The sequence below is a fragment of the Limosilactobacillus gastricus DSM 16045 genome (genome assembly GCF_001434365.1).
In the GTDB taxonomy this organism is placed as follows: Bacteria; Bacillota; Bacilli; order Lactobacillales; family Lactobacillaceae; genus Limosilactobacillus; species Limosilactobacillus gastricus.
Genome location: NZ_AZFN01000014.1, coordinates 40,339 through 59,612 on the forward strand (window position 1 = coordinate 40,339; position 19,274 = coordinate 59,612).

At 41.1% G+C, this 19,274-nt stretch carries 18 protein-coding genes, 1 pseudogene and 1 riboswitch; of the genes and pseudogenes, 13 read left to right on the forward strand and 6 right to left on the reverse strand.

The window, feature by feature from the left end:
- Positions 1–57: 57 nt before the first annotated feature.
- Entirely contained in the window at positions 58–1,239 is a 1,182-nt protein-coding gene (locus FC60_RS05870; protein ID WP_056937507.1) for an aminotransferase class I/II-fold pyridoxal phosphate-dependent enzyme, read from the reverse strand.
- Between the two features lie 276 nt (positions 1,240–1,515).
- Positions 1,516–1,613: riboswitch (purine riboswitch) on the forward strand.
- Between the two features lie 41 nt (positions 1,614–1,654).
- Between FC60_RS05870 and FC60_RS05875 the strand changes: the two are divergent.
- Positions 1,655–2,233 (forward strand): annotated as a pseudogene (locus FC60_RS05875) (xanthine phosphoribosyltransferase).
- Positions 2,234–2,236: 3 nt separating this feature from the next.
- Positions 2,237–3,520 (forward strand): nucleobase:cation symporter-2 family protein, encoded by a 1,284-nt coding sequence (locus FC60_RS05880; RefSeq protein ID WP_056937508.1) that lies wholly within the window; start codon positions 2,237–2,239, stop codon positions 3,518–3,520.
- A gap of 186 nt (positions 3,521–3,706) precedes the next feature.
- Here FC60_RS05880 and FC60_RS05885 read toward each other — a convergent pair whose 3' ends face one another.
- The gene (locus FC60_RS05885) at positions 3,707–4,102 is read right to left on the reverse strand and encodes a VOC family protein (RefSeq protein ID WP_056937509.1); all 396 of its coding nucleotides are present in this window, start codon (positions 4,100–4,102) and stop codon (positions 3,707–3,709) included.
- 84 nt (positions 4,103–4,186) lie between these two features.
- On the opposite strand from FC60_RS05885, the gene FC60_RS05890 reads away from it, so the two are divergent.
- Positions 4,187–4,552 carry a fluoride efflux transporter FluC gene (locus tag FC60_RS05890; RefSeq protein WP_056937510.1) on the forward strand — a complete coding sequence of 122 codons (366 nt, stop codon included), beginning with the start codon at positions 4,187–4,189 and terminating at the stop codon, positions 4,550–4,552.
- Positions 4,536–4,877, forward strand: a complete 342-nt coding sequence (locus tag FC60_RS05895; RefSeq protein WP_056937511.1) for a fluoride efflux transporter FluC — start codon at positions 4,536–4,538, stop codon at positions 4,875–4,877. The genes FC60_RS05890 and FC60_RS05895 overlap by 17 nt, the downstream gene beginning before the upstream one ends.
- A gap of 44 nt (positions 4,878–4,921) precedes the next feature.
- Here FC60_RS05895 and FC60_RS05900 read toward each other — a convergent pair whose 3' ends face one another.
- Both FC60_RS05900 and FC60_RS05905 read right to left on the reverse strand, forming a co-directional pair.
- Entirely contained in the window at positions 4,922–5,599 is a 678-nt protein-coding gene (locus FC60_RS05900) for a TVP38/TMEM64 family protein (RefSeq protein WP_056937512.1), read from the reverse strand.
- A complete protein-coding gene (locus FC60_RS05905; protein WP_056937513.1) occupies positions 5,596–6,828 on the reverse strand; it encodes a DUF2075 domain-containing protein in 1,233 nt (410 codons plus the stop codon). Before FC60_RS05905 ends, FC60_RS05900 begins: the two co-directional genes overlap by 4 nt.
- A gap of 114 nt (positions 6,829–6,942) precedes the next feature.
- Between FC60_RS05905 and FC60_RS05910 the strand changes: the two genes are divergently transcribed.
- Together FC60_RS05910 and FC60_RS05915 are read left to right on the forward strand one after the other, a co-directional pair.
- Positions 6,943–8,718 (forward strand): 1-deoxy-D-xylulose-5-phosphate synthase, encoded by a 1,776-nt coding sequence (locus FC60_RS05910; RefSeq protein WP_056937514.1) that lies wholly within the window; start codon positions 6,943–6,945, stop codon positions 8,716–8,718.
- Between the two features lie 217 nt (positions 8,719–8,935).
- Entirely contained in the window at positions 8,936–10,312 is a 1,377-nt protein-coding gene (locus FC60_RS05915) for an amino acid permease (RefSeq protein WP_056937515.1), read from the forward strand.
- Between the two features lie 234 nt (positions 10,313–10,546).
- On the opposite strand, the gene FC60_RS05920 is transcribed toward FC60_RS05915, so the two are convergent.
- Complete coding sequence (locus FC60_RS05920) at positions 10,547–11,080, reverse strand: TetR/AcrR family transcriptional regulator (RefSeq protein ID WP_056937516.1); 534 nt, start codon at positions 11,078–11,080, stop codon at positions 10,547–10,549.
- Between the two features lie 329 nt (positions 11,081–11,409).
- Between FC60_RS05920 and FC60_RS05925 the strand changes: the two genes are divergently transcribed.
- Positions 11,410–11,604 (forward strand): hypothetical protein, encoded by a 195-nt coding sequence (locus FC60_RS05925; protein ID WP_056937517.1) that lies wholly within the window; start codon positions 11,410–11,412, stop codon positions 11,602–11,604.
- Between the two features lie 292 nt (positions 11,605–11,896).
- The gene (locus FC60_RS05930; RefSeq protein WP_056937518.1) at positions 11,897–12,739 is read left to right on the forward strand and encodes a DNA/RNA non-specific endonuclease; all 843 of its coding nucleotides are present in this window, start codon (positions 11,897–11,899) and stop codon (positions 12,737–12,739) included.
- Between the two features lie 47 nt (positions 12,740–12,786).
- Here FC60_RS05930 and FC60_RS05935 read toward each other — a convergent pair whose 3' ends face one another.
- Positions 12,787–13,626 (reverse strand): aldo/keto reductase, encoded by an 840-nt coding sequence (locus FC60_RS05935; RefSeq protein WP_056937519.1) that lies wholly within the window; start codon positions 13,624–13,626, stop codon positions 12,787–12,789.
- Positions 13,627–13,730: 104 nt separating this feature from the next.
- Between FC60_RS05935 and FC60_RS05940 the strand changes: the two genes are divergently transcribed.
- The 5 genes from FC60_RS05940 to FC60_RS05960 all read left to right on the forward strand — a co-directional run bounded on the left by FC60_RS05940 (position 13,731) and on the right by FC60_RS05960 (position 19,241).
- The gene (locus FC60_RS05940; RefSeq protein ID WP_056937520.1) at positions 13,731–14,180 is read left to right on the forward strand and encodes a MerR family transcriptional regulator; all 450 of its coding nucleotides are present in this window, start codon (positions 13,731–13,733) and stop codon (positions 14,178–14,180) included.
- A 186-nt stretch (positions 14,181–14,366) separates the two neighbouring features.
- The gene (locus tag FC60_RS05945; protein WP_056937521.1) at positions 14,367–16,655 is read left to right on the forward strand and encodes a hypothetical protein; all 2,289 of its coding nucleotides are present in this window, start codon (positions 14,367–14,369) and stop codon (positions 16,653–16,655) included.
- Positions 16,656–16,793: 138 nt separating this feature from the next.
- On the forward strand, positions 16,794–17,213 hold the full coding sequence (locus FC60_RS05950) for an FMN-binding protein (protein ID WP_056937522.1): 420 nt from the start codon (positions 16,794–16,796) through the stop codon (positions 17,211–17,213).
- Positions 17,210–17,971 carry an FAD:protein FMN transferase gene (locus FC60_RS05955; protein ID WP_056937523.1) on the forward strand — a complete coding sequence of 254 codons (762 nt, stop codon included), beginning with the start codon at positions 17,210–17,212 and terminating at the stop codon, positions 17,969–17,971. The genes FC60_RS05950 and FC60_RS05955 overlap by 4 nt, the downstream gene beginning before the upstream one ends.
- The gene (locus tag FC60_RS05960; protein WP_056937524.1) at positions 17,964–19,241 is read left to right on the forward strand and encodes a ferric reductase-like transmembrane domain-containing protein; all 1,278 of its coding nucleotides are present in this window, start codon (positions 17,964–17,966) and stop codon (positions 19,239–19,241) included. Before FC60_RS05955 ends, FC60_RS05960 begins: the two co-directional genes overlap by 8 nt.
- Positions 19,242–19,274 lie beyond the last annotated feature (33 nt).

Below are 19,274 nucleotides of genomic sequence, written 5' to 3' on the forward strand. Positions count from 1 at the left end.
ATTGTAGGGGATAGACAAAAAAAGATGCAAGTCGTATAACTTGCATCTGATATGGCCTTATTTGCGCCGACTATCTAAATATTTTTGAATCCGTTTCATGGCTTCTTGCAAGTCTTCCATTGAGGAAGCATAACTGATCCGAATATAACCCTCCGCGCCGGGGCCAAATGGCGTTGCGTCAACTAAAGCGACGGCTTGTTCGTAAGCTAGATTGTGAGCAAAAGTGGCTGTATCTTCATCGAGCCATTCTGGTAACTTGGCAAAGTAGTAAAAGGCACCTTCCGGTTTATCAGCCCGAAAGCCCATCTTGGTCATGGCTTCATGAACGAAGTTAGCCCGTTTGATGTATTCTTCGCGCATTGGCAAAGCATCGTCGATTCCGTTTGAAAAGGCTTCTTCACCCGCATCTTGAGTGGTGTAAGGAACCGTCGTGACGGTAAATTGATGGACTGTAATAATCTTATCAATAATTCCTTCTGGGGCCGCCACAATTCCTAACCGCCAACCAGTCATGGCATGGGACTTGGAAACTCCATTTAAAAGAATGGTTTGTTCCGGCAGGATTTCAGCGACTGAGGTGTGGGTCTTACCATAAGTTAATTCACTGTAGATTTCATCGGAAACCACGAAAATTTCTTTATCTCGTAAGACCGCAGCAATTTCTTCGATTGCTTCCCGACTATAAGTTTTTCCAGTTGGGTTTGATGGGAAGTTCAATAGTACCACTTTAACATGGTCGTGTTGAGCCAAAGTATCTTCAATCATTTGGGCGGACAAGACAAAATCATTGGGTTCCGTGTTAACAAGGATTGGTTTCAGTCCCATCCCATTGACGATCGATAGATACATTGGCCAGATTGGGGTTGGCACAATAACTTGGTCACCAGGATTTGTAATCGCATATAAAGATGACCAGATGGCTTCCGTGGCCCCGACAGTTGCTAGAATTTGTGTTGGTTTGTAATTTAGGTTGTATTTAGTATTAAGGAAATTGGCCGCTGCCGCCCGGAGACCATCAGTCCCTGGGGTCGGTGGATAATGGGTGTGGTTATTGTCGATACTTGCCTTGGCAGCATCTTTAATATGTTGGGGAGTATCAAAATCTGGTTCTCCAAGGGTCAACTTGATGATCCCAGGGATTGAAGAAACTTCCTTGTTAAAAGAACGAATGGCGGATGGCTTTATATTAGCTAATTCTCGTCGCATGTTCTGTAATAAAGTTGTGTTAATGTCACTCATAAGCGCAGCTCCTTATAAAAAAATTCCTAAATAGTTACAACTGATTTTAGTATAGATGAATGCCAGCATGTTGTAAATACTTTCGCGAACTTTTCAGAGAGAATTGTTCGCCTTTGGAACCTTAATACAGGAAGATTGGGACAATGTTTCAGATGTTGTTGGTTAGATTCCGAAAGTAAAATATATAGTTAACTTGTTAATCGCAGATAATCCGAACAAAAATCCTAATCTAATTAAATTTTTAGTTTTAAAATGAGATCAGGTTTGCTAATATTATTTATTGAACACAATATTACTTATATATCGCCACATGATGGGTGGCCGTTTCTACCTAAAACCGTTCTTTTCAGACTATAAGTAAACAGCGCGGCTGGTTTACTAATGGTAGACGAGTCGTTTTTTATTAGGAGGCATTATGAAAGAGCTGGAAGATCGTATTAGACAAGATGGTCAGGTCCTTCCTGGCAACGTCTTGAAGGTGAATTCATTTTTAAATCATCAGATCGATCCCAATTTAATGATGAATATGGGGAAAGAGTTTGCTGACCATTTTAAGGAAGACCATATTACAAAAATTGTGACGGTTGAATCATCAGGGATTGCGCCGGCGGTAATGACGGGTTTTCAGATGCAAGTTCCCGTGGTTTTTGCTCGTAAACACAAGAGTTTAACCCTGGTCGATCATCTTTATACGGCGGATGTTTATTCTTATACTAAGCAAACGACGAATACAATCTCAATCGATGATCGCTTTGTGAATGCCGATGATCGTTTATTAATCATTGATGACTTCTTGGCCAATGGGCAAGCGGTGGAAGGGCTGTTAAAGATTGCTGATCAAGCTCAAGCCACGGTTGCCGGTGTCGGAATTGTGATTGAAAAGTCCTTCCAAAAAGGGGCGGAACTAATTCAAGAATGAGGCATCAAATTATTGTCATTAACTAATATTGCATCTTTAGAAGATGGTCAAGTACGGTTTGTCGGGGAGGATTAATTAATGCCATCAAAAGAAGTTTCGCATCAAAAAGCGGCCGTCTTAGGGATTCAACATCTCTTAGCCATGTATTCTGGGGCTGTAGCTGTCCCGTTATTAATTGGTCATGCTTTGAACTTTAATGCTGACCAAATGACATATTTAGTGTCAATTGATATTTTTATGTGTGGCTTGGCCACTTTTATTCAGTTGATTCGGAATCGTTACTTTGGGATTGGTCTACCGGTAGTGTTAGGTTGTGCCATTCAGGCGGTCCAACCCTTAGAAATGATTGGGAAAAAGTTATCAATTGGGACCATGTATGGAGCCATTATTGTGGCCGGTCTGTTTGTTTTTCTAATTGCCGGTTACTTTGCTAAATTAAAACGCTTCTTCCCGCCTGTGGTGACGGGAACCCTGATTACCGTAATTGGATTGACCTTAATTCCAGTCGGAATTCAAGATATTGGTGGGGGTGATGCAACTGCCAAAAGTTTTGGTGATTGGCATAATTTATTATTGGGACTCATTACGGTGCTAATCATTATTGCCGTCCAAATTTTTACTCGGGGCTTTATTAGTTCTATTGCGGTCTTAATCGGCTTAGTAGTGGGATCGTTGATTGCTGCTTTGATGGGGATGGTTTCGACTGATTCTGTCGCCCAAGCTGCTTGGTTCCATGTTCCAACGCCATTTTATTTTGGTTTACCGCATTTTGAATGGTCGTCGATTGTAACCATGATCATTGTTTCGTTGGTTTCAATGGTGGAATCAACCGGGGTCTTCTTTGCAATTGGTGATTTGTTACATCGCGATGTTTCGGCAGATGATCTCAAGCGTGGTTATCGGGCCGAAGGACTAGCCGTTATGCTCGGAGGGATTTTCAATACCTTCCCATACACTACCTTCTCGCAAAACGTAGGACTTTTACAATTAAGTGGGGTTAAGACTAAACGGCCAATTTATTGGTCAGCCTGCTTGTTAATGGTTTTAGGCCTCTTACCAAAAATTGGCGCTTTAGTAACCATGATCCCAACGCCGGTGCTAGGGGGAGCAATGCTCGTGATGTTCTCGATGATTAGTGTGCAAGGGATCCGAATGTTAATTCAAGTTGATTTTGGTGACCAACGTAATATTTTAATTGTCGCAATCTCTGTTGGGTTAGGCTTAGGAGTTTCCGTCTACCCAACCCTTTTTCAAGGATTACCAACCACAGTTCAATTATTGCTAGGGAATGGGATTGTGATCGCAAGTATTGTCGCAGTATTTTTGAATGTTGCTTTAAAGGGTCGAGATAGCTTGCAATAAAAAAGCTAGAGGATGGAGAACATAGATTTGTTTCTCCATCCTCATTTTCTTTTAATCACCTTAGCAATCGCGATCAAAAAGCGCGCCCCACGAGTCTAACTATGAACTCGCGTCGGTCCGTTCCGTACCAACGTTCGTTCTAGTTTAGCCCTATGGAGCGCCTTAATGCTTTTTGATCAGCTTATTTTATTTATTAGAATAAGTAGATATTTCTAACAGATTTTGATCGGGATCATATAAGTAGATTGATCGCATTTCACCTTCGGAACCATGTTTAACAATCGGTTCATCAGTAATGACATCGACATAGTAACTTTTTAAGTGGTGTAAGACATCTTCTAATTGATCACCAACAATCATACAAAAGTCAGCTGCGCCGACCGTGGGGTGTTTGGCCACTAAGGGATTCGCGCGATCATTTTTTTGCAGGCGGATCAACTGATGACCACAGCGTAATGTGACCACGTCGTCATTAGTTTGGTCATCAATGACCGGCATATCAAAAACCTCATGATAGAAGCGTTTACTAGCTTCAAGATCTGAAACAGTTAAAACAAGATGGTCGATTCGACGCATTTTCATAATAATTCACCTCAACAATTGTATCTGTATCATATCACGAATGGTAAAATAAGCCTATTCTATTCGAAGAGAAGGTTAGCGCATATGAAGGATTGGTTTGCAGTGTTGATTGGCGGAATGGTTGGTGGTGGTCTCCGCTACGAATTATTCCAGTGGTGGGGTTCAATTCCGGCTACGACCATGGTTAATTTAGTCGGGAGTTTAGCTTTGGCATGGTTGACGACCGCTTTAATTAACCGTCATTCCGCACCACAATGGTTAACTTTAGGCATTGGAACTGGGATGATTGGGGCCTTTACGACTTTCAGCAGTCTTATGATGAATGCAGTTATTAGTGGGCAACAATCAATCATTTACGGATTGTTAATTATCTTTATTAACCTGTTTGGTGGGTTGCTTTGTGCTGGATGTGGGTATTGGCTAGGAGGACATCATGTGGTTAGTCGTTAGTTGTGGGGCGGGGATTGGCGCACTTTGTCGCTGGCAATTAACTAACTGGATCAAGAGACTCACGCGGGTGAATTGGCCCTTTGCGACCTTACTTATTAATTGGCTGGGGACCTTTATTTTAGGAATCTTAGTTACCCATCCATTAGTGCTAATTAACCAATCGGTGTTAACCAGTGGCTTTCTAGGCGGACTGACGACTTTTTCAACCATGAATGTTGAATTAATAACTTTATGGCATGATCGCGTAGGGCAAGCTTTTTGGACCTATCTACTAGCTTCCTATGCTGGGGGAATGGTTTGGGCATTTCTCGGGATGATAATTTAAATAATGTGAAGAAGTACTAATTGATGTCTCTTTTGATCAGTTTATTACTGTGCATGGCGTTTCTTAACATTTTTACCAATCAAGCGTGACAACATGATTAAAACGATGATAATAATCGCGTAGATAATTAAACGTTTGAACTCACCGTTGAAAATTGCATCGCCCCCGAAAGCATAAATTAAAGATACCGGTAAAACTCCTAAGCTCACCATGACTAAGAAATTCCGACGGGGAATTTGCATATTAACACAAGAGTAGTTAACTAAGACACTGGGAATAACTGGGATCATATAGGCGACGGTCAAGGTGATCCAGGGATGATCACTGGATTGGAGCCGTTCCAACCAGCGGTTATGCATAAATTTTTCGGAAAAATCGATGTGGCCGATTAAAGCGGCTACTAACCAGTTCCCGGTCATATTACCAAACCAGTTAATGGCCAGTCCCCATAGCGGGCCGTAACATAATCCAGCAAAAATGCAGACGATTGAATTTGACATGCCGGGAATGGCGTTCATTACCGCAATCATGATGTATAAGAAAATCATATCCCGGATACCATGTTGTTGGATTAAATCCACTAGTTCCTGGCGATTGGCGTCATTAGAATGTAATAATAAATTGATTTCGGGCAAGAAGTCATGGATAACTAGCCCTAACATGGCAATTACGATTAAAGTTGCGATGGCAATTAGGGCCCGGTGACTTAGGCGTTGTTTCATCGTGTCCTCCTTAAGAAAGTCTGATAATTTTGGTTGAGAGTTGTACGTAATAATGGATCATGGGCATAGAGATAGGTTCCGCGAACCCCGCGCTTCAAAATCACATTTAAAGCGTTCATGATCATTTGGCGTTTACTTTGCTCGATTTCAACTGGATTAGTTAAATCGTCCCGGCGTTTAAACATTTCGGTATCAGTTACTCGATCGAGATTTACTTGGAGTTGATTGGTATTGGGGATCTGACTAATAATGGGACCAATAATGATGCCAGTATAATTAAGATCAAAGCCCTGACAGGTATAAATCGAGCCAACTTCATGAATGGTTTCGGGAATTTCCGCCCAAGGGGTACTGGTAAAATTATATTGATCCCAAGGCATCTTGAATTGACCCTCGACAATATAGTGTTTACCACCATCAAGGGTTGATGGATAACCAGAAGTCGATAAGATGCGGGAGAGACCGACTTTTTGATTACGTCGAAAAATAGCTTGGCGCATTAATTCGGCATTGTCATAGATGCGAAAATCATAGTGATCACGACTATTGTTAGGGAAGGGAGTGATTTCCCCCGCCGTGAATTGGTTAAACCAAGATAAGAGTTCATCACTGGCGGTCATCCGGAATTGGTGAGTCAGATAGGTTGATTGATGTGGGTATTGATTCACAATCGCTTGAAGTCGTTCGGGCGTCCAAAAAGCTTTCATGCGGAGAACTTGGTATTGATCAAAGACAATAATGACAACTTTGGCATGCTTGATAATCTCAATGAGTTGATTATCATGATAAAAATTATTGTAATGGTCAGCTTTAGACAACAATAAGTGAGCTTCATCAATCACGGCGACATCCACTTGTTCGCCCGTTTTCTCAATCTGGTTAATGAAAGAGGTCGGTCGGTAATAGTCTTTTTTAAGTAATTCTTTAAAGGGTCCTGCAATTTCTTTATAGACTTTTAAGACTTCGGGATGATTGACTAGAAAGACATTTTTACTGCCGTATAGGGGCGAGGAGTGATCAAGTCGAGCAGCAGCTTGGATTTGCTGAAACAGGTGGGATAAGACGACACTTTTACCAGTGCCGGCGTCCCCATAAATAGTATAAATAGCCGGAGTATGTCTAGTCTGCAAATGGCTGATGGTGAAATCAATTATATTGGCTACTAATTGTTTCTGGTCAGTCGTTAATGGTTTTAAAGGTGATAATTTCTTGAGTGCCGAATTTTCCATAAGTCCTCCCTGATAACTCTTTTATTATACATGAATATGGGTCGTCAGTCCTTGTCAATTGTAGTAGAATAATGGTGACTACTGAAATTCGAGAGAGAATCCGAGGTACTGAGCATGAATTTACATCCTGATTACTTATTAAACCGCGTGGAGGAACCCGAAGATATTAAGACCATGTCCATGGACCAATTAGAGCAATTGGCGGAAGAAATGCGGACGTTGATTTTAGAGCGGGTTTCGACGATTGGCGGTCACCTTGGTCCTGATTTAGGGATAGTGGAATTAGCGATTGCCTATCATTATGTTTTTAATTCACCAACTGACAAGGTCATTTGGGATGTTTCACATAATTCTTACCCTCATAAGATGTTAACAGGTCGAAAACTGGGTTTCATGGATCCAGACCATTATCAAGACATCTCAGGATTCACTGCCCCAGATGAGAGTGACCATGACTTCTTTAAGATCGGTCATACTTCCACTTCGGTTGCCTTGGCCGTCGGTGAGGCTGAAGCTCGTGATTTAAAGCAGGATCCTAAGCATCGTAATATTGTTGCCGTGATTGGTGATGGATCCTTGAGTGGTGGTTTAGCCTTTGAAGCCTTTAATAATGCCTCTAAGGTCAAGGGCAACTTAATTATTGTCGTGAATGATAATGAGATGTCGATTGATGACAATCAAGGGGGACTTTACCAAGGATTAGCCGAACTACGGGCCACGGAAGGTAAATCACCTAACAATCTCTTCACCTTCATGGGTTTGGATTATCGTTACATTGAAGATGGTAATGATCTACCAACGATGATTCAAATGTTTAAGGATGTCCAAGATATTGATCATCCAATTGTCTTGCATATTCATACCCTCAAAGGGAAGGGGTATCAACCTGCTATTGATGAAAAATTTAAATATCATTGGCGTAAGGCCTTTGATCCAGCGACGGGGGAGGATCGTCAAGCTCCCGCTCAGGAATCTTATAATCAAGCTGTCGTTAAAGAATTATTAGCAGAAATCGATGAAGGACATGAGATTGCAGCGATTAATGCGGCAATTCCGGGTGCCTTTGGCTTGAAGGACTTCCAAGCAGCCCAACCGGATCGCTATTTTGACGTGGGGATCGCCGAACAAGCTTCAATTACGACGGCGGTTGGGATGGCTGAAGCCGGTATCCGGCCAGTAGTCTTTGAAAATTCTACCTTCTTGCAACGGGGATTGGATCAATTGATCCATGATGTGGCTTTAAATAGTTCACCAATCGTGATGGTTGTAGTAAATGGTTCAATTTCTTCACAATCAGCCACTCACCAGGGGACCTTTGATATTTCTTATATTTCATCCTTACCAAATATCGAATATTTGGCGCCAACAAGCGTGGAAGAAATGGTTTCGATGCTTCGCTGGGCGATTCATCAACAAGATGTACCCGTGGTTATTCGCCAACCAGCTCATGAATTATTACATCGGCCAGCGACTACCAATGATTATGATGAAGTTAAATACGAAATTGCTCATCAAGGTCAAGATGTTGCATTAATGGCCGTTGGCGGTTTCTGGAAATTAGGTGAACAAGTCCAAGCACAGCTTAAGGAAAAGCTTAATATTGATGCGACTTTAATCAATCCGATTTCAGTGACAAACTTAGATTATGAGACACTCCACCATTTGCCAGAACAACATGATGTGGTGGTTACGATTGAAGATGGAAATCTGAGTGGGGGCTTTGGCGAAACCATCGCCCGTTACTTTGGACCGACGAACGTCAAAGTCTTATCCTTTGGGGCGCCACGTGAATTTGCGGATGCGGTACCGTTGGATGTTTTGTATAACCAATATCACTTAACGCCGCAACAAATCGTTGATGATATTCAACGGGTAGTCCATACCTTCTAATCAGGAAATTTGCAGGTTGATATTTGGTGTGCTAAAATAACTTAGATTTTTAAGGAGGATAGTAATGTTAATTAATTTAAAATCAACTGAAGTCCTTTCCTCCACCACGACCAGAAAATTTTAATGGGCGTGGGTTTTGAAATTGAGAATTCAAAAAACCAGTCCATTGAGGTGGGCTGGTTTTTTAGGGTCAAAATTAAGGAGAGTAGTAGTATTTATGGAAGATAATAAGCCCAAGCTAAGTCGGACGATGACGCCTGGTCAAATGGAAATGATTGCCATTGGGGGAACCATTGGGAGTGGTTTATTTATGGGAGCCACTTCAACCATTAAATGGACCGGTCCATCCGTTCTTTTAGCTTACGCTTTTGTTGGAATTATTTTATATGCAGTCATGCGGGCGTTAGGGGAAATGGTTTATCTTAATCCTGGTACTGGTTCCTTTGCCGATTATGGATCTAAATACATCAATCCCTTTGCGGGTTATCTCGTTAAGTGGAGTAATGTATTTCAATTTATTATTGTCGGGATTTCTGACATCATTGCCATGAGTGAATATTTAAATTACTGGTGGCCAAATTTACCGGATTGGCTTTCCGGCATTGTGATGATCATTATCTTGACTTTAGCTAACTTGGTTTCAGCCAAGGCTTATGGGCAATTAGAATCTTGGTTTGCCATGATTAAGGTCGCAACGATTATCGTGATGATTATTCTAGGACTATTAGTCATTACGATCGGGCTCGGTAACAATTGGCATCCGGTTGGAATCTCCAATCTTTGGTCCCACGGGGGATTCTTTACTGGTGGGTTGACCGGTTTCTTATTCTCCTTGTCAGTGATTGCTGGATCTTATCAAGGGGTGGAATTACTTGGCATTACCGCTGGGGAATCAGCTTCTCCCCAAAAAGCGATTGTTAAATCGGTCCGGTCCGTCATTTGGCGAATCTTAATTTTCTATATTGGAGCCATTTTCGTAATCGTTTCGATTTATCCGTGGAATCAATTAAGTAGTGTCGGCTCACCATTCGTGCAAACCTTTACGAAAGTGGGAATCACTGGGGCTGCCGGTATTATCAATTTTGTCGTTTTGACGGCAGCCTTATCTGGAGCCAATTCCGGGATCTACAGTGCTAGTCGGATGCTCTTTAAATTGTCAGTTGATGGGGAAGTGCCGGCTTACTTTAAACGCTTGTCCAAGCGAATCGTCCCAAATGTCGCTATTATCACCATTGCCTTTTGGATTTTCGCGGGTTTTATCGTCAACTACATTTTAACCGCAGTGAGCTCGGGGACGGCTAATCTGTTCGTGATGGTTTATAGTTCAAGTGTCTTGCCGGGGATGGTGCCATGGTTCGTGATCTTATTATCGGAGCATAACTTCCGGAAACAGCATCCAGAGCGCTTGGTTGATCATCCTTTCCAGATGCCATTATTCCCTGGTTTAAATTATTTCGCCTTAATTTCCTTAACGGTAATTTTGATTTGTATGTTCTTTAACCCAGATACGCGCGTTTCGGTTTCCATTGGGGTGGTATTTGTAGTCATTATTTGGCTTGCCTACCGGGTTCATGTCTATCGGCAAAGTAAATAAAAACATAGAAGCTGGGAAAAAAGCATTAAGGCGCCCCATCGGGCTAACCGAGAACGAATATTGGTTCGAACGGACCGACGTGAGTTCGAAGTTAGACTCGTGGGGCGCGTTTTTTGACCGCAATTACAAGTGTGATCAAACGAAAGGGGGGTGGGAAGAAATGCCAATTAGCATTTCTTCCCACCCTCCTGCTACATTTTATGGTCAATTACTAACTGGATAAATTGTTTTAAATTACTGGTAGTAAAAGTCTGGATCTTGATATTTTAAATCAAAGCGACCATTATCAGTCATACCTAAACTAATCCAGATTAAGTTATTGGCGACCCATTCGATTTGTTCGTGGTCTTTAAAGTAAGCTTTATCCTGATAGTGTTCACACGTTTCGATAATAAAGGCCTTAAATTGGTTGATCAGATCAAGAGTTGCAATTGCCAGATCACAATTAGGGTCTTTCGTATCATCATATAAGACTAGAATATCTTGATGGGAGGTTGAAAATTCAATATAGTACTTAGCGATATTCAACAGGTCCGTCATGAGATCTTCGGAATAGAGACTTGCTTGTTTGAATTTTAGAAAATCGTCGCGTCCCTCCTGAACAGTGGTTAACATTAAGGCCTTTTTGTCCTTAAAGTAACGAAAGAGAGTCACTTCACTGACGCCCGCTAATTCAGCGATCTTAGCTGTGGTAGCACCTTTGATACCGTGATGGACAGCGAGGTGGCGATAGGCGTTTAGAATTTTTTGTCGCGTTGCTTCTACCATAGAAATTTCTCCTTTCAAAAAACTTTTATCGGTCGATGAATTAAATTTAAATTTATCGTTATTAATCAAGATATGTCATTTTATTTACATCTCATATATCTCTATTGTAAAGGCGTAAATCAACTTAAAATTAGTTTATCAATCGATAAGATATGTGAAACAGTTGCTATAAAATGGCAAAATATTTAGCATAAATTTGAGTAATTTACCAAAATATATTTGAAATTATCAAAGGTTGATGGTACTATTATTTCACGGTGTTAGTAAGCACTAACATTATGCGATGGTGATATTTTACGTTATATTAATAAAGAAGAAGGTGATAACGAATGTCAGTTAAATTACGCCAAGTTGGAACTTCAAAGGTTTTGACAGTTCCATCTCAGATTCGCACAGATGCAACCGAATATAGTGTTTTTGTTTCCGCTGATGGGGCCATTGTTTATATTCCACAACAAGAAACCGATGCTAACACTCAAGAAATCGCGAAAAAGCATGGTGTGCTTTCCTCATATCAATTTTAAAATTGATAGAGGCTTAAAGCAAAACCAAATTTAAAAATTAAAATAACAATTTATAGACAGCGCTAGTTTTGATGATTAACCAAAACTGGTGCTTTTCTTTTAGATTCTTAATGATAATTTTTGTGATAATTACTTACCTTAAGTTAGGTCATAGGTTAGGCAAATTTGAACAACGAACTATTAAACCTACATTTAATAATCTGAAGCTTTCGGCAGTAATATGAGAAGCATCTTGGTGCAAAGCTTGAAAAATTATATAATTACGGTAGCAAAATAATTGGGGGAAATGCAAATGAGTCGTAAGAAACGATCAAAAGGGTTATTCAAATGGGTGGTGACGCTTTTCGCCCTTTTAGGGATTTTTGTAGGGACGCAATCGTCACTTAGTCCGAATTTGGAACAAGTCTGGTCGAATTTAATCACCAGGGTTAGTGGGACCGTCGATGGGGAAGCTTCATCATTAATCACCCCCAGTGAAGGTCAAGCCCGTTCTGTTCTGACAGAAAATATAAAGCAACAATTAGGAGACCAAATTACTTGGAATGGTCATGGCGCCTTTATTATTAATCATAACCAGACGAATTTAAATGCAAGTGTTGCTAGCGCTCCCTATGCCGTTAATCGTTATGATAGTGCCGGGCGTCCTTGGCAAGGGGATGCCTGGTTAAATCGGACGACCCGCCAGTATCGGAATCGACAACAGACCGGTAATGGCGCAACTAATTGGCGGCCAGCAGGCTTTTTGCAGGCAACGAATCTAACCGATGGTCCGAGTCATGCCTATGATCGTGGACACCTGCTTGGCTACGCTTTAGTCGGCGGTTTGTCTAATTTTGATGCCTCCGAATCAAATCCTGCCAATATTGCGACACAAACTGCTTGGGCCAATGAAGCCCGTGCTAAAACCTCGACTGGGCAAAATTATTATGAGGGTCTGGTCCGTCAAGCTCTAGATCGCAATAAGCAGGTTCGCTACCGGGTGACCGATCTCTATGACGGTGATAATATTGTGCCGTCTGGCGCCCATATTGAAGCAAAATCCAGTGATGGTTCACTTGAATTTAACGTTTTTGTACCAAATGTCCAGAACAATATTACTATTAACTACGCCACAGGAGCTGTAACGAAAAACTAATAAAAGGCGGATGACCAATAAAAGTCGTCCGCCTTTTAAGTATTGTTTTAGTCATTAGGAACAAAAGTTGTTTCGTCTTGGAAATCAATTAAGATTTGCATATCTGCAGCATTAATAGTGAAATCAAGTTGCTTATTATGTTCCATAAATTCCTTATGAGTGGATTTAGGTAGTGGCAAAATATCACGTTGAACGAGATACTTAATGCATAACTGTGGAACCGTCACTTGATATTTATTTGCCATATCCACGAGACGGTGGTCCTTAATAAGTTGACCAGTAGCGATTGGTGAATAACCCATTAGCTGAAGGCCATTCTTTTGGCAAAATGTTAGAATCTCTTCGTCAACGTTACCAATATGAGTTTTGATTTGTTCTGCCACCGGCTTGATCTCGCTATGATTAATGATGTTTTCCATGTCCGGGATGGTAAAGTTAGACACTCCTAAGGACCGGATTTTACCTGCATGGTAAGCTTCTTCCATGGCCTTCCAGACTTGGAGATTTTCTTCAAAATAATCTTTTGGACTATTATGGAAGAGTTCTTTCCATGGTTTTGGTGCATGGATAAGCATTAAATCAATGTAATCCAGTCCCAGACGTTCGAGGGATTCATTAATCGCCTCGACAGCTCCTTCATAACTTTTGACATCTGGAGCAATCTTGGTGACCACAAATAATTCTTCACGATCAACTTGACTGTTTTTGATGCCTTCACCAACCCCAGTTTCGTTTTCATACTGGGCGGCGGTATCAATTAAACGGTAACCAACATTAATTGCGGTTTCGACTGCCTTAGCAGCAGCTTCATTTGGAATTTGCCAAGTACCAAAAGCAATCTTTGGAATCGTTAGACCATTTGATAAAGTATAAGTTTCGTTTTGCATGTTATTTCTCCTTTGTAGTTGACAATTTATATTTGATGTATTTATTATATTTCTTGAGAGTAACTCTCAGTCAACGGATTTTGTAAAAAAATTGGAGAAAAATTATGAGTGAGAAAACATATACCATTAAACAAGTGGCTGAATTAGTGAATGAATCTGATCATACGATTCGTTTTTACTGTAAGGAAGGGTTATTTCCATTTGCTAAACGGGATCGGAATAATGTTAGACGTTTTACGGAAAGTGACCTGGAAGGGGTCGAAATTGTCCTTTGTCTTCGGGACACCGGGATGCCACTAGCTGATGTACGTCACTATATGGAATTATGTACTCAGGGAGCATCAACCTTAGAAGAACGTCTTCAGATCATTCGGGACCAGGAAACTCGAGCTCGCGAGGAATTAGAAGTGTACAAGCAAAAAATCGCCCATCTTGAAGAAAAGGAATCCTACTATGTGCAAGCAATTGAAGATCAAAATGGGGAAGATAAGTGTAATCCGTTAATGAATGTAGAGATGAATGAATCTACTGGCGAATTTACTGAAATCCACTAAAAGATAATTTGGAAAGCGATTAGTCCTTAATGGGGCTAGTCGTTTTTTAAATCATGAACAACGATCAGCGATAGTAGCTAAAAAATTCGATCACAAACAACTTGCTTGATTTTTACTTTTGCCTTGCAAAACAAAGTTAGATCATTGAAAATAGAAATTAAATGACAACTATAGAAAGGGATCATAATGGCAAAACTGAATCATATAAATGTTTTATTAAACAATCAACCGCAAACCATGGCGATTGAAGAAATTTTTGATCCAATTGCATATCCACAATTACAAGCCGTCACAGGCAAAGTCAGTGCAGACTTTGCTAACCAATACTTAGCTGACTATATAAAAGTTGATTTAGTCTTGGGTAGCCTCCCGAGTGCAACTAATTTTTCAGCGAATGAAACCTTAACAAAAGATGCCTTACTCACGGCTTTGTTAACAGTGGCCAATAAGGACGCCGCTAAACTATTCCAGGCCTTGAGTTCGACGGTGCAATTAAATGCCTTAGCAGGGATCTTCCGGGTACTTATTTCACCCACCCAAGCAATCTATTCCCGTTTTTATTTGATGTATAATCCTTCCACCGATCAAAAGCGGGTTGTTTTAGGATCATTTGACCTGACAGAAGCGGCTTTTGATCCGGCCTATAATCGCTTTGAAGAGGTGATGGTCTTTGATAGTGAAGAGCTTTTTGATCAATTATCAGCGCACTTCACGAAGGACTTATTACCAACGACCAAAGCTTATTTTACCGATGAATTATTAGCCGCTGCCGAAGCTCAACTCAAGGCTTTGAAACAAGATCAAGATGCCCAAGGGCAAAAGGTTGTTATTTTCTCAAATGAAGAAACTGACCAGATTGTTCAAGCTGAGCTAACGAATTTATTAGTAAAAAATGTCCAAAAACAAATCGATGCTGATTTGATTTCGGCCGATACGCCCTTAGCTATGCGAAATGTGACCATGGATCGGACGCGGGAACGCGAAGCTGAAGAACGGTTGATTCAACAGCGGGATATGATGTTGCAACTGGAAAAAGAAGCAGTTTCACCACGGGCGGAACAACCAAGTTTGCGGTCGGCAGATCAAGTTGCCAAAAAGGTCAAAGCGGCTTTAGCTGAAGCGATTTCACCTGAGGACTTAGCAGTCGAGAAGAAATATACGACCTTTTTATATGATCGACCAATTGAGCGTAACGTTGCCAAAAACATCACAGGTCTTTATATTCCAAGTGATACCGGCCAGTACCCAATTCCGTTTGGTAAATTGGCCACGGTTGAGCAAATTAAAAGTGGATTGCAACAAATTGATGCCGTCATGAATGGTTACCAACAATACGTCGTGGATTACGATGATAATTATGGAAAACGGTTCTTTGAAGCGATTCTTTATGGGTTTACGGCTCCGTTTATGTGGGAAATTCGGACCAAGGCGAGTCTAAATCCCGAAGACGGGAATGATGTTCCAAACTTCTTGATTTTAGGGGCTACGGCTGGTTCTGGGAAGTCAACCTTATTGCGGATTATTAATCAGTTGACTTGGGGGAATGAAAACTCGATGATCGACTTTGGGACCATTTATCCCAATGAAACGCCCCAACGTAAAGCTAAAACTGTGCAAGCCTTAGAATCATACATGAAACAAGGCTCAACTTATCCAGTTTTAGTTGATGAAATTGAACCATACTTCTTCCAACAACCACAGTATAGTCGACATTTAGTGGTCGATACCATGAATGAGTTGGTCAACAGCCCTAAGGCGATTGCGACTTTAATTGGGACCACAAACTATAATGGTAGTTTTTCGATGGTGCGGGAAACAGCCCGGCGAACTTATTACATTCAGTTGGATAAGGTCATTAATGATGAACGGAAGGAAGAAGCCACGCAATACATTTTTGATGTACGGCAAAGTTTAAATAATACACTCTTTAAAGATTTCGTGGTTCGGATGGCCCATCGGTTAGCTGATGATGATACTAATTGGCGGACCTTCGATGCCACGAATGGGCAATTAGACTTCCTCGCAATCACCCGCGACATCTTTAAAGAATATTACCGGATGGCTAAGATGTCGGTACCAGCTTACGTGAGCGATGGTCTATGTGACGACTTTAGGGAAAGCTCGCGGAATAAGTGGGCGAAGTTATACCTAACGCAAATGGATGACTTTGTTTTCAGGAGTGAAAATAATAGCTTGGTCTTTGATATCACCAAATTGAATTCCTTTAACGGCTTTTCAAATGAATCGGCGGAAGAATACCGGAATTCCTTGCCAATTGAAATTTGTGTTGATGGGATCAATGGTAAATCTGGCAAGTTCCTTGAAATGAAGGCGGATGATTTCTTCAACTGGATTAGCATTAAGCCCGAACTAACTGCTATAACGCATGAAAATGGGACCACTAAAGTAACGACCAAGGTGGCCGATGAAAAACCGAAGAAGAAAAAAGGTTTTTGGGCCCGTCTATTCGGCTAGATTAAGTAAATAACTTCATAAATCAGGTGTAGAACGCTTAGAAAGTTTTGCACCTGATTTTTTAATTCATCGAAGTTCACAATTTTAATTCATAAATCTATTTTATAATAATTCTAAACTAGAAAGGAGGCTCTGGCCATGTATAAAAAGTTCATTGCACTCATCTTATCGCTTGCTGTGGCAGGAGCCATTATTGTCGATGGCTACCTATTATTTTTCAAGAAACAAACTACAAATACCAAAGTATCGACTAGTGCTTCAGCTAATTCCACTATGAAAGATGGTACTTATACTGGAGCGGCAACGTCTACTGCTTGGGGAGATGTCCAAGTAAAAATGACGGTGGCAAATGGTAAAATCACCTCAATTACGGTTTTAAAACATCCGACAGAAGGAAAGTCAGTCCAAATTAATGCCGAAGCCTTACCAATTTACAAAAAAGAAGCAATAGCTGCCCAAAGTGCCAAGATTCAACAAGTTTCAGGTGCGACCGAAACATATAAAGGGTTTACAGGTTCTTTGCAAAGCGCCATTACCCAAGCGGAGGAAGCATCATGATTAAGAGTCAAGTGATTGAAATGATGACGATACCTTTTACCGTTAGTTTAGCTGCGTCTAATGAAGACGTCTTAAATGAAACCTTTGCCTTAATCATGAAACCGATTCGGCAACGCTTAGCACAAGTTGAACAAAATTACTCGGCCTTTCGAGCGGATTCATTAGTTTGTCGGTTTCAAAATGGTGAGGATCAACTCTTAATTGAAAATCCAGAGTTTCAGCATATTTATGCGGCCACCAAGGAAGCACAGCTACAAACTGAAGGCTATTTTGATCCAATGTTTAATGGAAAATATGATCCAACTGGATATGTCAAAGGTTGGGCGATCGAAATGATTTTTAAAGCATATCTGCGGCCTTTATTAGTCGATCCGCGCATTGACGGAGTCTGTTTGAATGGCGGCGGTGATTTACAAGTAGCAAGTCGCTCCGATCGAGATTTTACTTGGCATATCGGGATTGAGAATCCTCAAGATTTGCAGAACTTGGTTGGTGCCTATGCGATTACTAATGGGGCGGTTGCAAGTTCAGGTATCAGTAAGCGCGGTCACCATATTAAGGTGTATGGTGAAGCGGATCTACTGCAAGCATCAATTATTGATCAGAATCTGATCGTAGCCGATGTATGGGCAACAGCTGGGATTGCATCGGGCTGGGATCGCTTCAAAGAACTGATTAAAGCTCATCAACTCTCGGGGATGGCCGTGACTAAAAGCAAAATTATCGAATTTGATCGTGGGGTGATGACGAATGCTTAAACGACATGGTTATTGGGTCGGCTTAATCTGGATGCTTGTAATCTTTGTTTTGCCACTCCCGTTTTTACAGACCTTACAAGGGGGGATCGGTGGAATCGTCGGTGCAGAATGGTTACCAATTGCCGCTGGGACGATTGCCTATGTTTGGATGTTAACCTCAATTTATATTTCTACTCGACCCCAGTGGTTAGATCGCACCATTGGGTTACCCGCAGCTTACCAGCTACACGGAATTATTTCATTAGCAGCGATCTTACTAGCGTTTTTGCACTTAGAAGGCGCTCATTCACAAGGCTGGGTCAAATTAACGGGTTTTTGGGCCTTTTACCTTTTCTTGGGAGTGACGGCTTACTCGCTGATTTTTATGGCCGGCTGGTTAACTAGTCGTTTGAACTGGTTAGCTAATCTAAAACGGTGGTTAGAAAAAGTCTTTCGCCATGAAATTTCGATCTGGCTCCATCGCTTAAACCTAGTAGCAACTATTCTCGTTTTTATTCATGTTTGGTTAATTGATCATATTCGGGCCATTACTTCCTTTATGATCTTGTTTACTGGGGCGACTGCGTTAGTCTTCCTTGCTTATGGTTATTATTGTTATCAAGCTCACCAAGGTCATACTCAGGCCCAACTAATGGAGATTAAAGCCTTAAACGACCAGGTCTTACAATTAGTGATTAAATTGCGGCGTCCATTAAGCTTGCATAGTGGTGATTATATTTTTATTGCCTTTCCTGAAATTGCCGGTTTAGAGGAACTACATCCGTTTTCTTTAGCTAAGATTGACTCTGATCGACGTGTTGTGACCTTAGTGATTCGTCAAGATGGTGATTTTACAAGTCAGCTGGCCCAACTTTCAAATGGTCAGTCCTTAATTGTGACTGGTGGTTATGGCCTGTATCATTCAATCATCCAAGATCAAAAGCCGCAAGCGATGATTTTGCTGGCCGGAGGCATTGGAGTTGTGCCGCTATTGTCAATTGCTGAACAGTATGCCGACTTACCAATTAACTTTTATTACAATGCCCATTCGGCTAATAATTTATTATATGAAGACTTATTTGCTAAATGGGAGCAACGGGATAATTTTAAGGCTGTTCGGCAGGTGGGGCGGTTGGCGACTCAGGAAGTCATTAATCAGCTGCCTGATAATCGGCAGGGACTATTAATTTTAATTGCCGGTCCTTCATCCATGGCTCACCATTGGATAAGGGTGCTGAAAGCGGCTGGAATTCCCCGTCACCAGATTTTTTACGAAGCCTTTAATTGGTAAAACAAAAGTGAGAGTAGGAAGAAAGTCTTCACT

Excerpts from the sequence above, each read along its gene's own strand:
- FC60_RS05950 (WP_056937522.1), top strand. The coding sequence starts at position 16,794 with ATGTATAAAAAGTTCATTGCACTCATCTTATCGCTTGCTGTGGCAGGA.
- FC60_RS05870 (WP_056937507.1), bottom strand. The coding sequence starts at position 1,239 with ATGAGTGACATTAACACAACTTTATTACAGAACATGCGACGAGAATTA.
- FC60_RS05905 (WP_056937513.1), bottom strand. The coding sequence starts at position 6,828 with ATGGAAAATTCGGCACTCAAGAAATTATCACCTTTAAAACCATTAACG.
- FC60_RS05955 (WP_056937523.1), top strand. The coding sequence starts at position 17,210 with ATGATTAAGAGTCAAGTGATTGAAATGATGACGATACCTTTTACCGTT.
- FC60_RS05940 (WP_056937520.1), top strand. The coding sequence starts at position 13,731 with ATGAGTGAGAAAACATATACCATTAAACAAGTGGCTGAATTAGTGAAT.
- FC60_RS05960 (WP_056937524.1), top strand. The coding sequence starts at position 17,964 with ATGCTTAAACGACATGGTTATTGGGTCGGCTTAATCTGGATGCTTGTA.
- FC60_RS05890 (WP_056937510.1), top strand. The coding sequence starts at position 4,187 with ATGAAGGATTGGTTTGCAGTGTTGATTGGCGGAATGGTTGGTGGTGGT.
- FC60_RS05930 (WP_056937518.1), top strand. The coding sequence starts at position 11,897 with ATGAGTCGTAAGAAACGATCAAAAGGGTTATTCAAATGGGTGGTGACG.
- FC60_RS05945 (WP_056937521.1), top strand. The coding sequence starts at position 14,367 with ATGGCAAAACTGAATCATATAAATGTTTTATTAAACAATCAACCGCAA.
- FC60_RS05920 (WP_056937516.1), bottom strand. The coding sequence starts at position 11,080 with ATGGTAGAAGCAACGCGACAAAAAATTCTAAACGCCTATCGCCACCTC.
- FC60_RS05900 (WP_056937512.1), bottom strand. The coding sequence starts at position 5,599 with ATGAAACAACGCCTAAGTCACCGGGCCCTAATTGCCATCGCAACTTTA.
- FC60_RS05895 (WP_056937511.1), top strand. The coding sequence starts at position 4,536 with ATGTGGTTAGTCGTTAGTTGTGGGGCGGGGATTGGCGCACTTTGTCGC.
- FC60_RS05925 (WP_056937517.1), top strand. The coding sequence starts at position 11,410 with ATGTCAGTTAAATTACGCCAAGTTGGAACTTCAAAGGTTTTGACAGTT.
- FC60_RS05915 (WP_056937515.1), top strand. The coding sequence starts at position 8,936 with ATGGAAGATAATAAGCCCAAGCTAAGTCGGACGATGACGCCTGGTCAA.
- FC60_RS05910 (WP_056937514.1), top strand. The coding sequence starts at position 6,943 with ATGAATTTACATCCTGATTACTTATTAAACCGCGTGGAGGAACCCGAA.
- FC60_RS05885 (WP_056937509.1), bottom strand. The coding sequence starts at position 4,102 with ATGAAAATGCGTCGAATCGACCATCTTGTTTTAACTGTTTCAGATCTT.
- FC60_RS05880 (WP_056937508.1), top strand. The coding sequence starts at position 2,237 with ATGCCATCAAAAGAAGTTTCGCATCAAAAAGCGGCCGTCTTAGGGATT.
- FC60_RS05935 (WP_056937519.1), bottom strand. The coding sequence starts at position 13,626 with ATGCAAAACGAAACTTATACTTTATCAAATGGTCTAACGATTCCAAAG.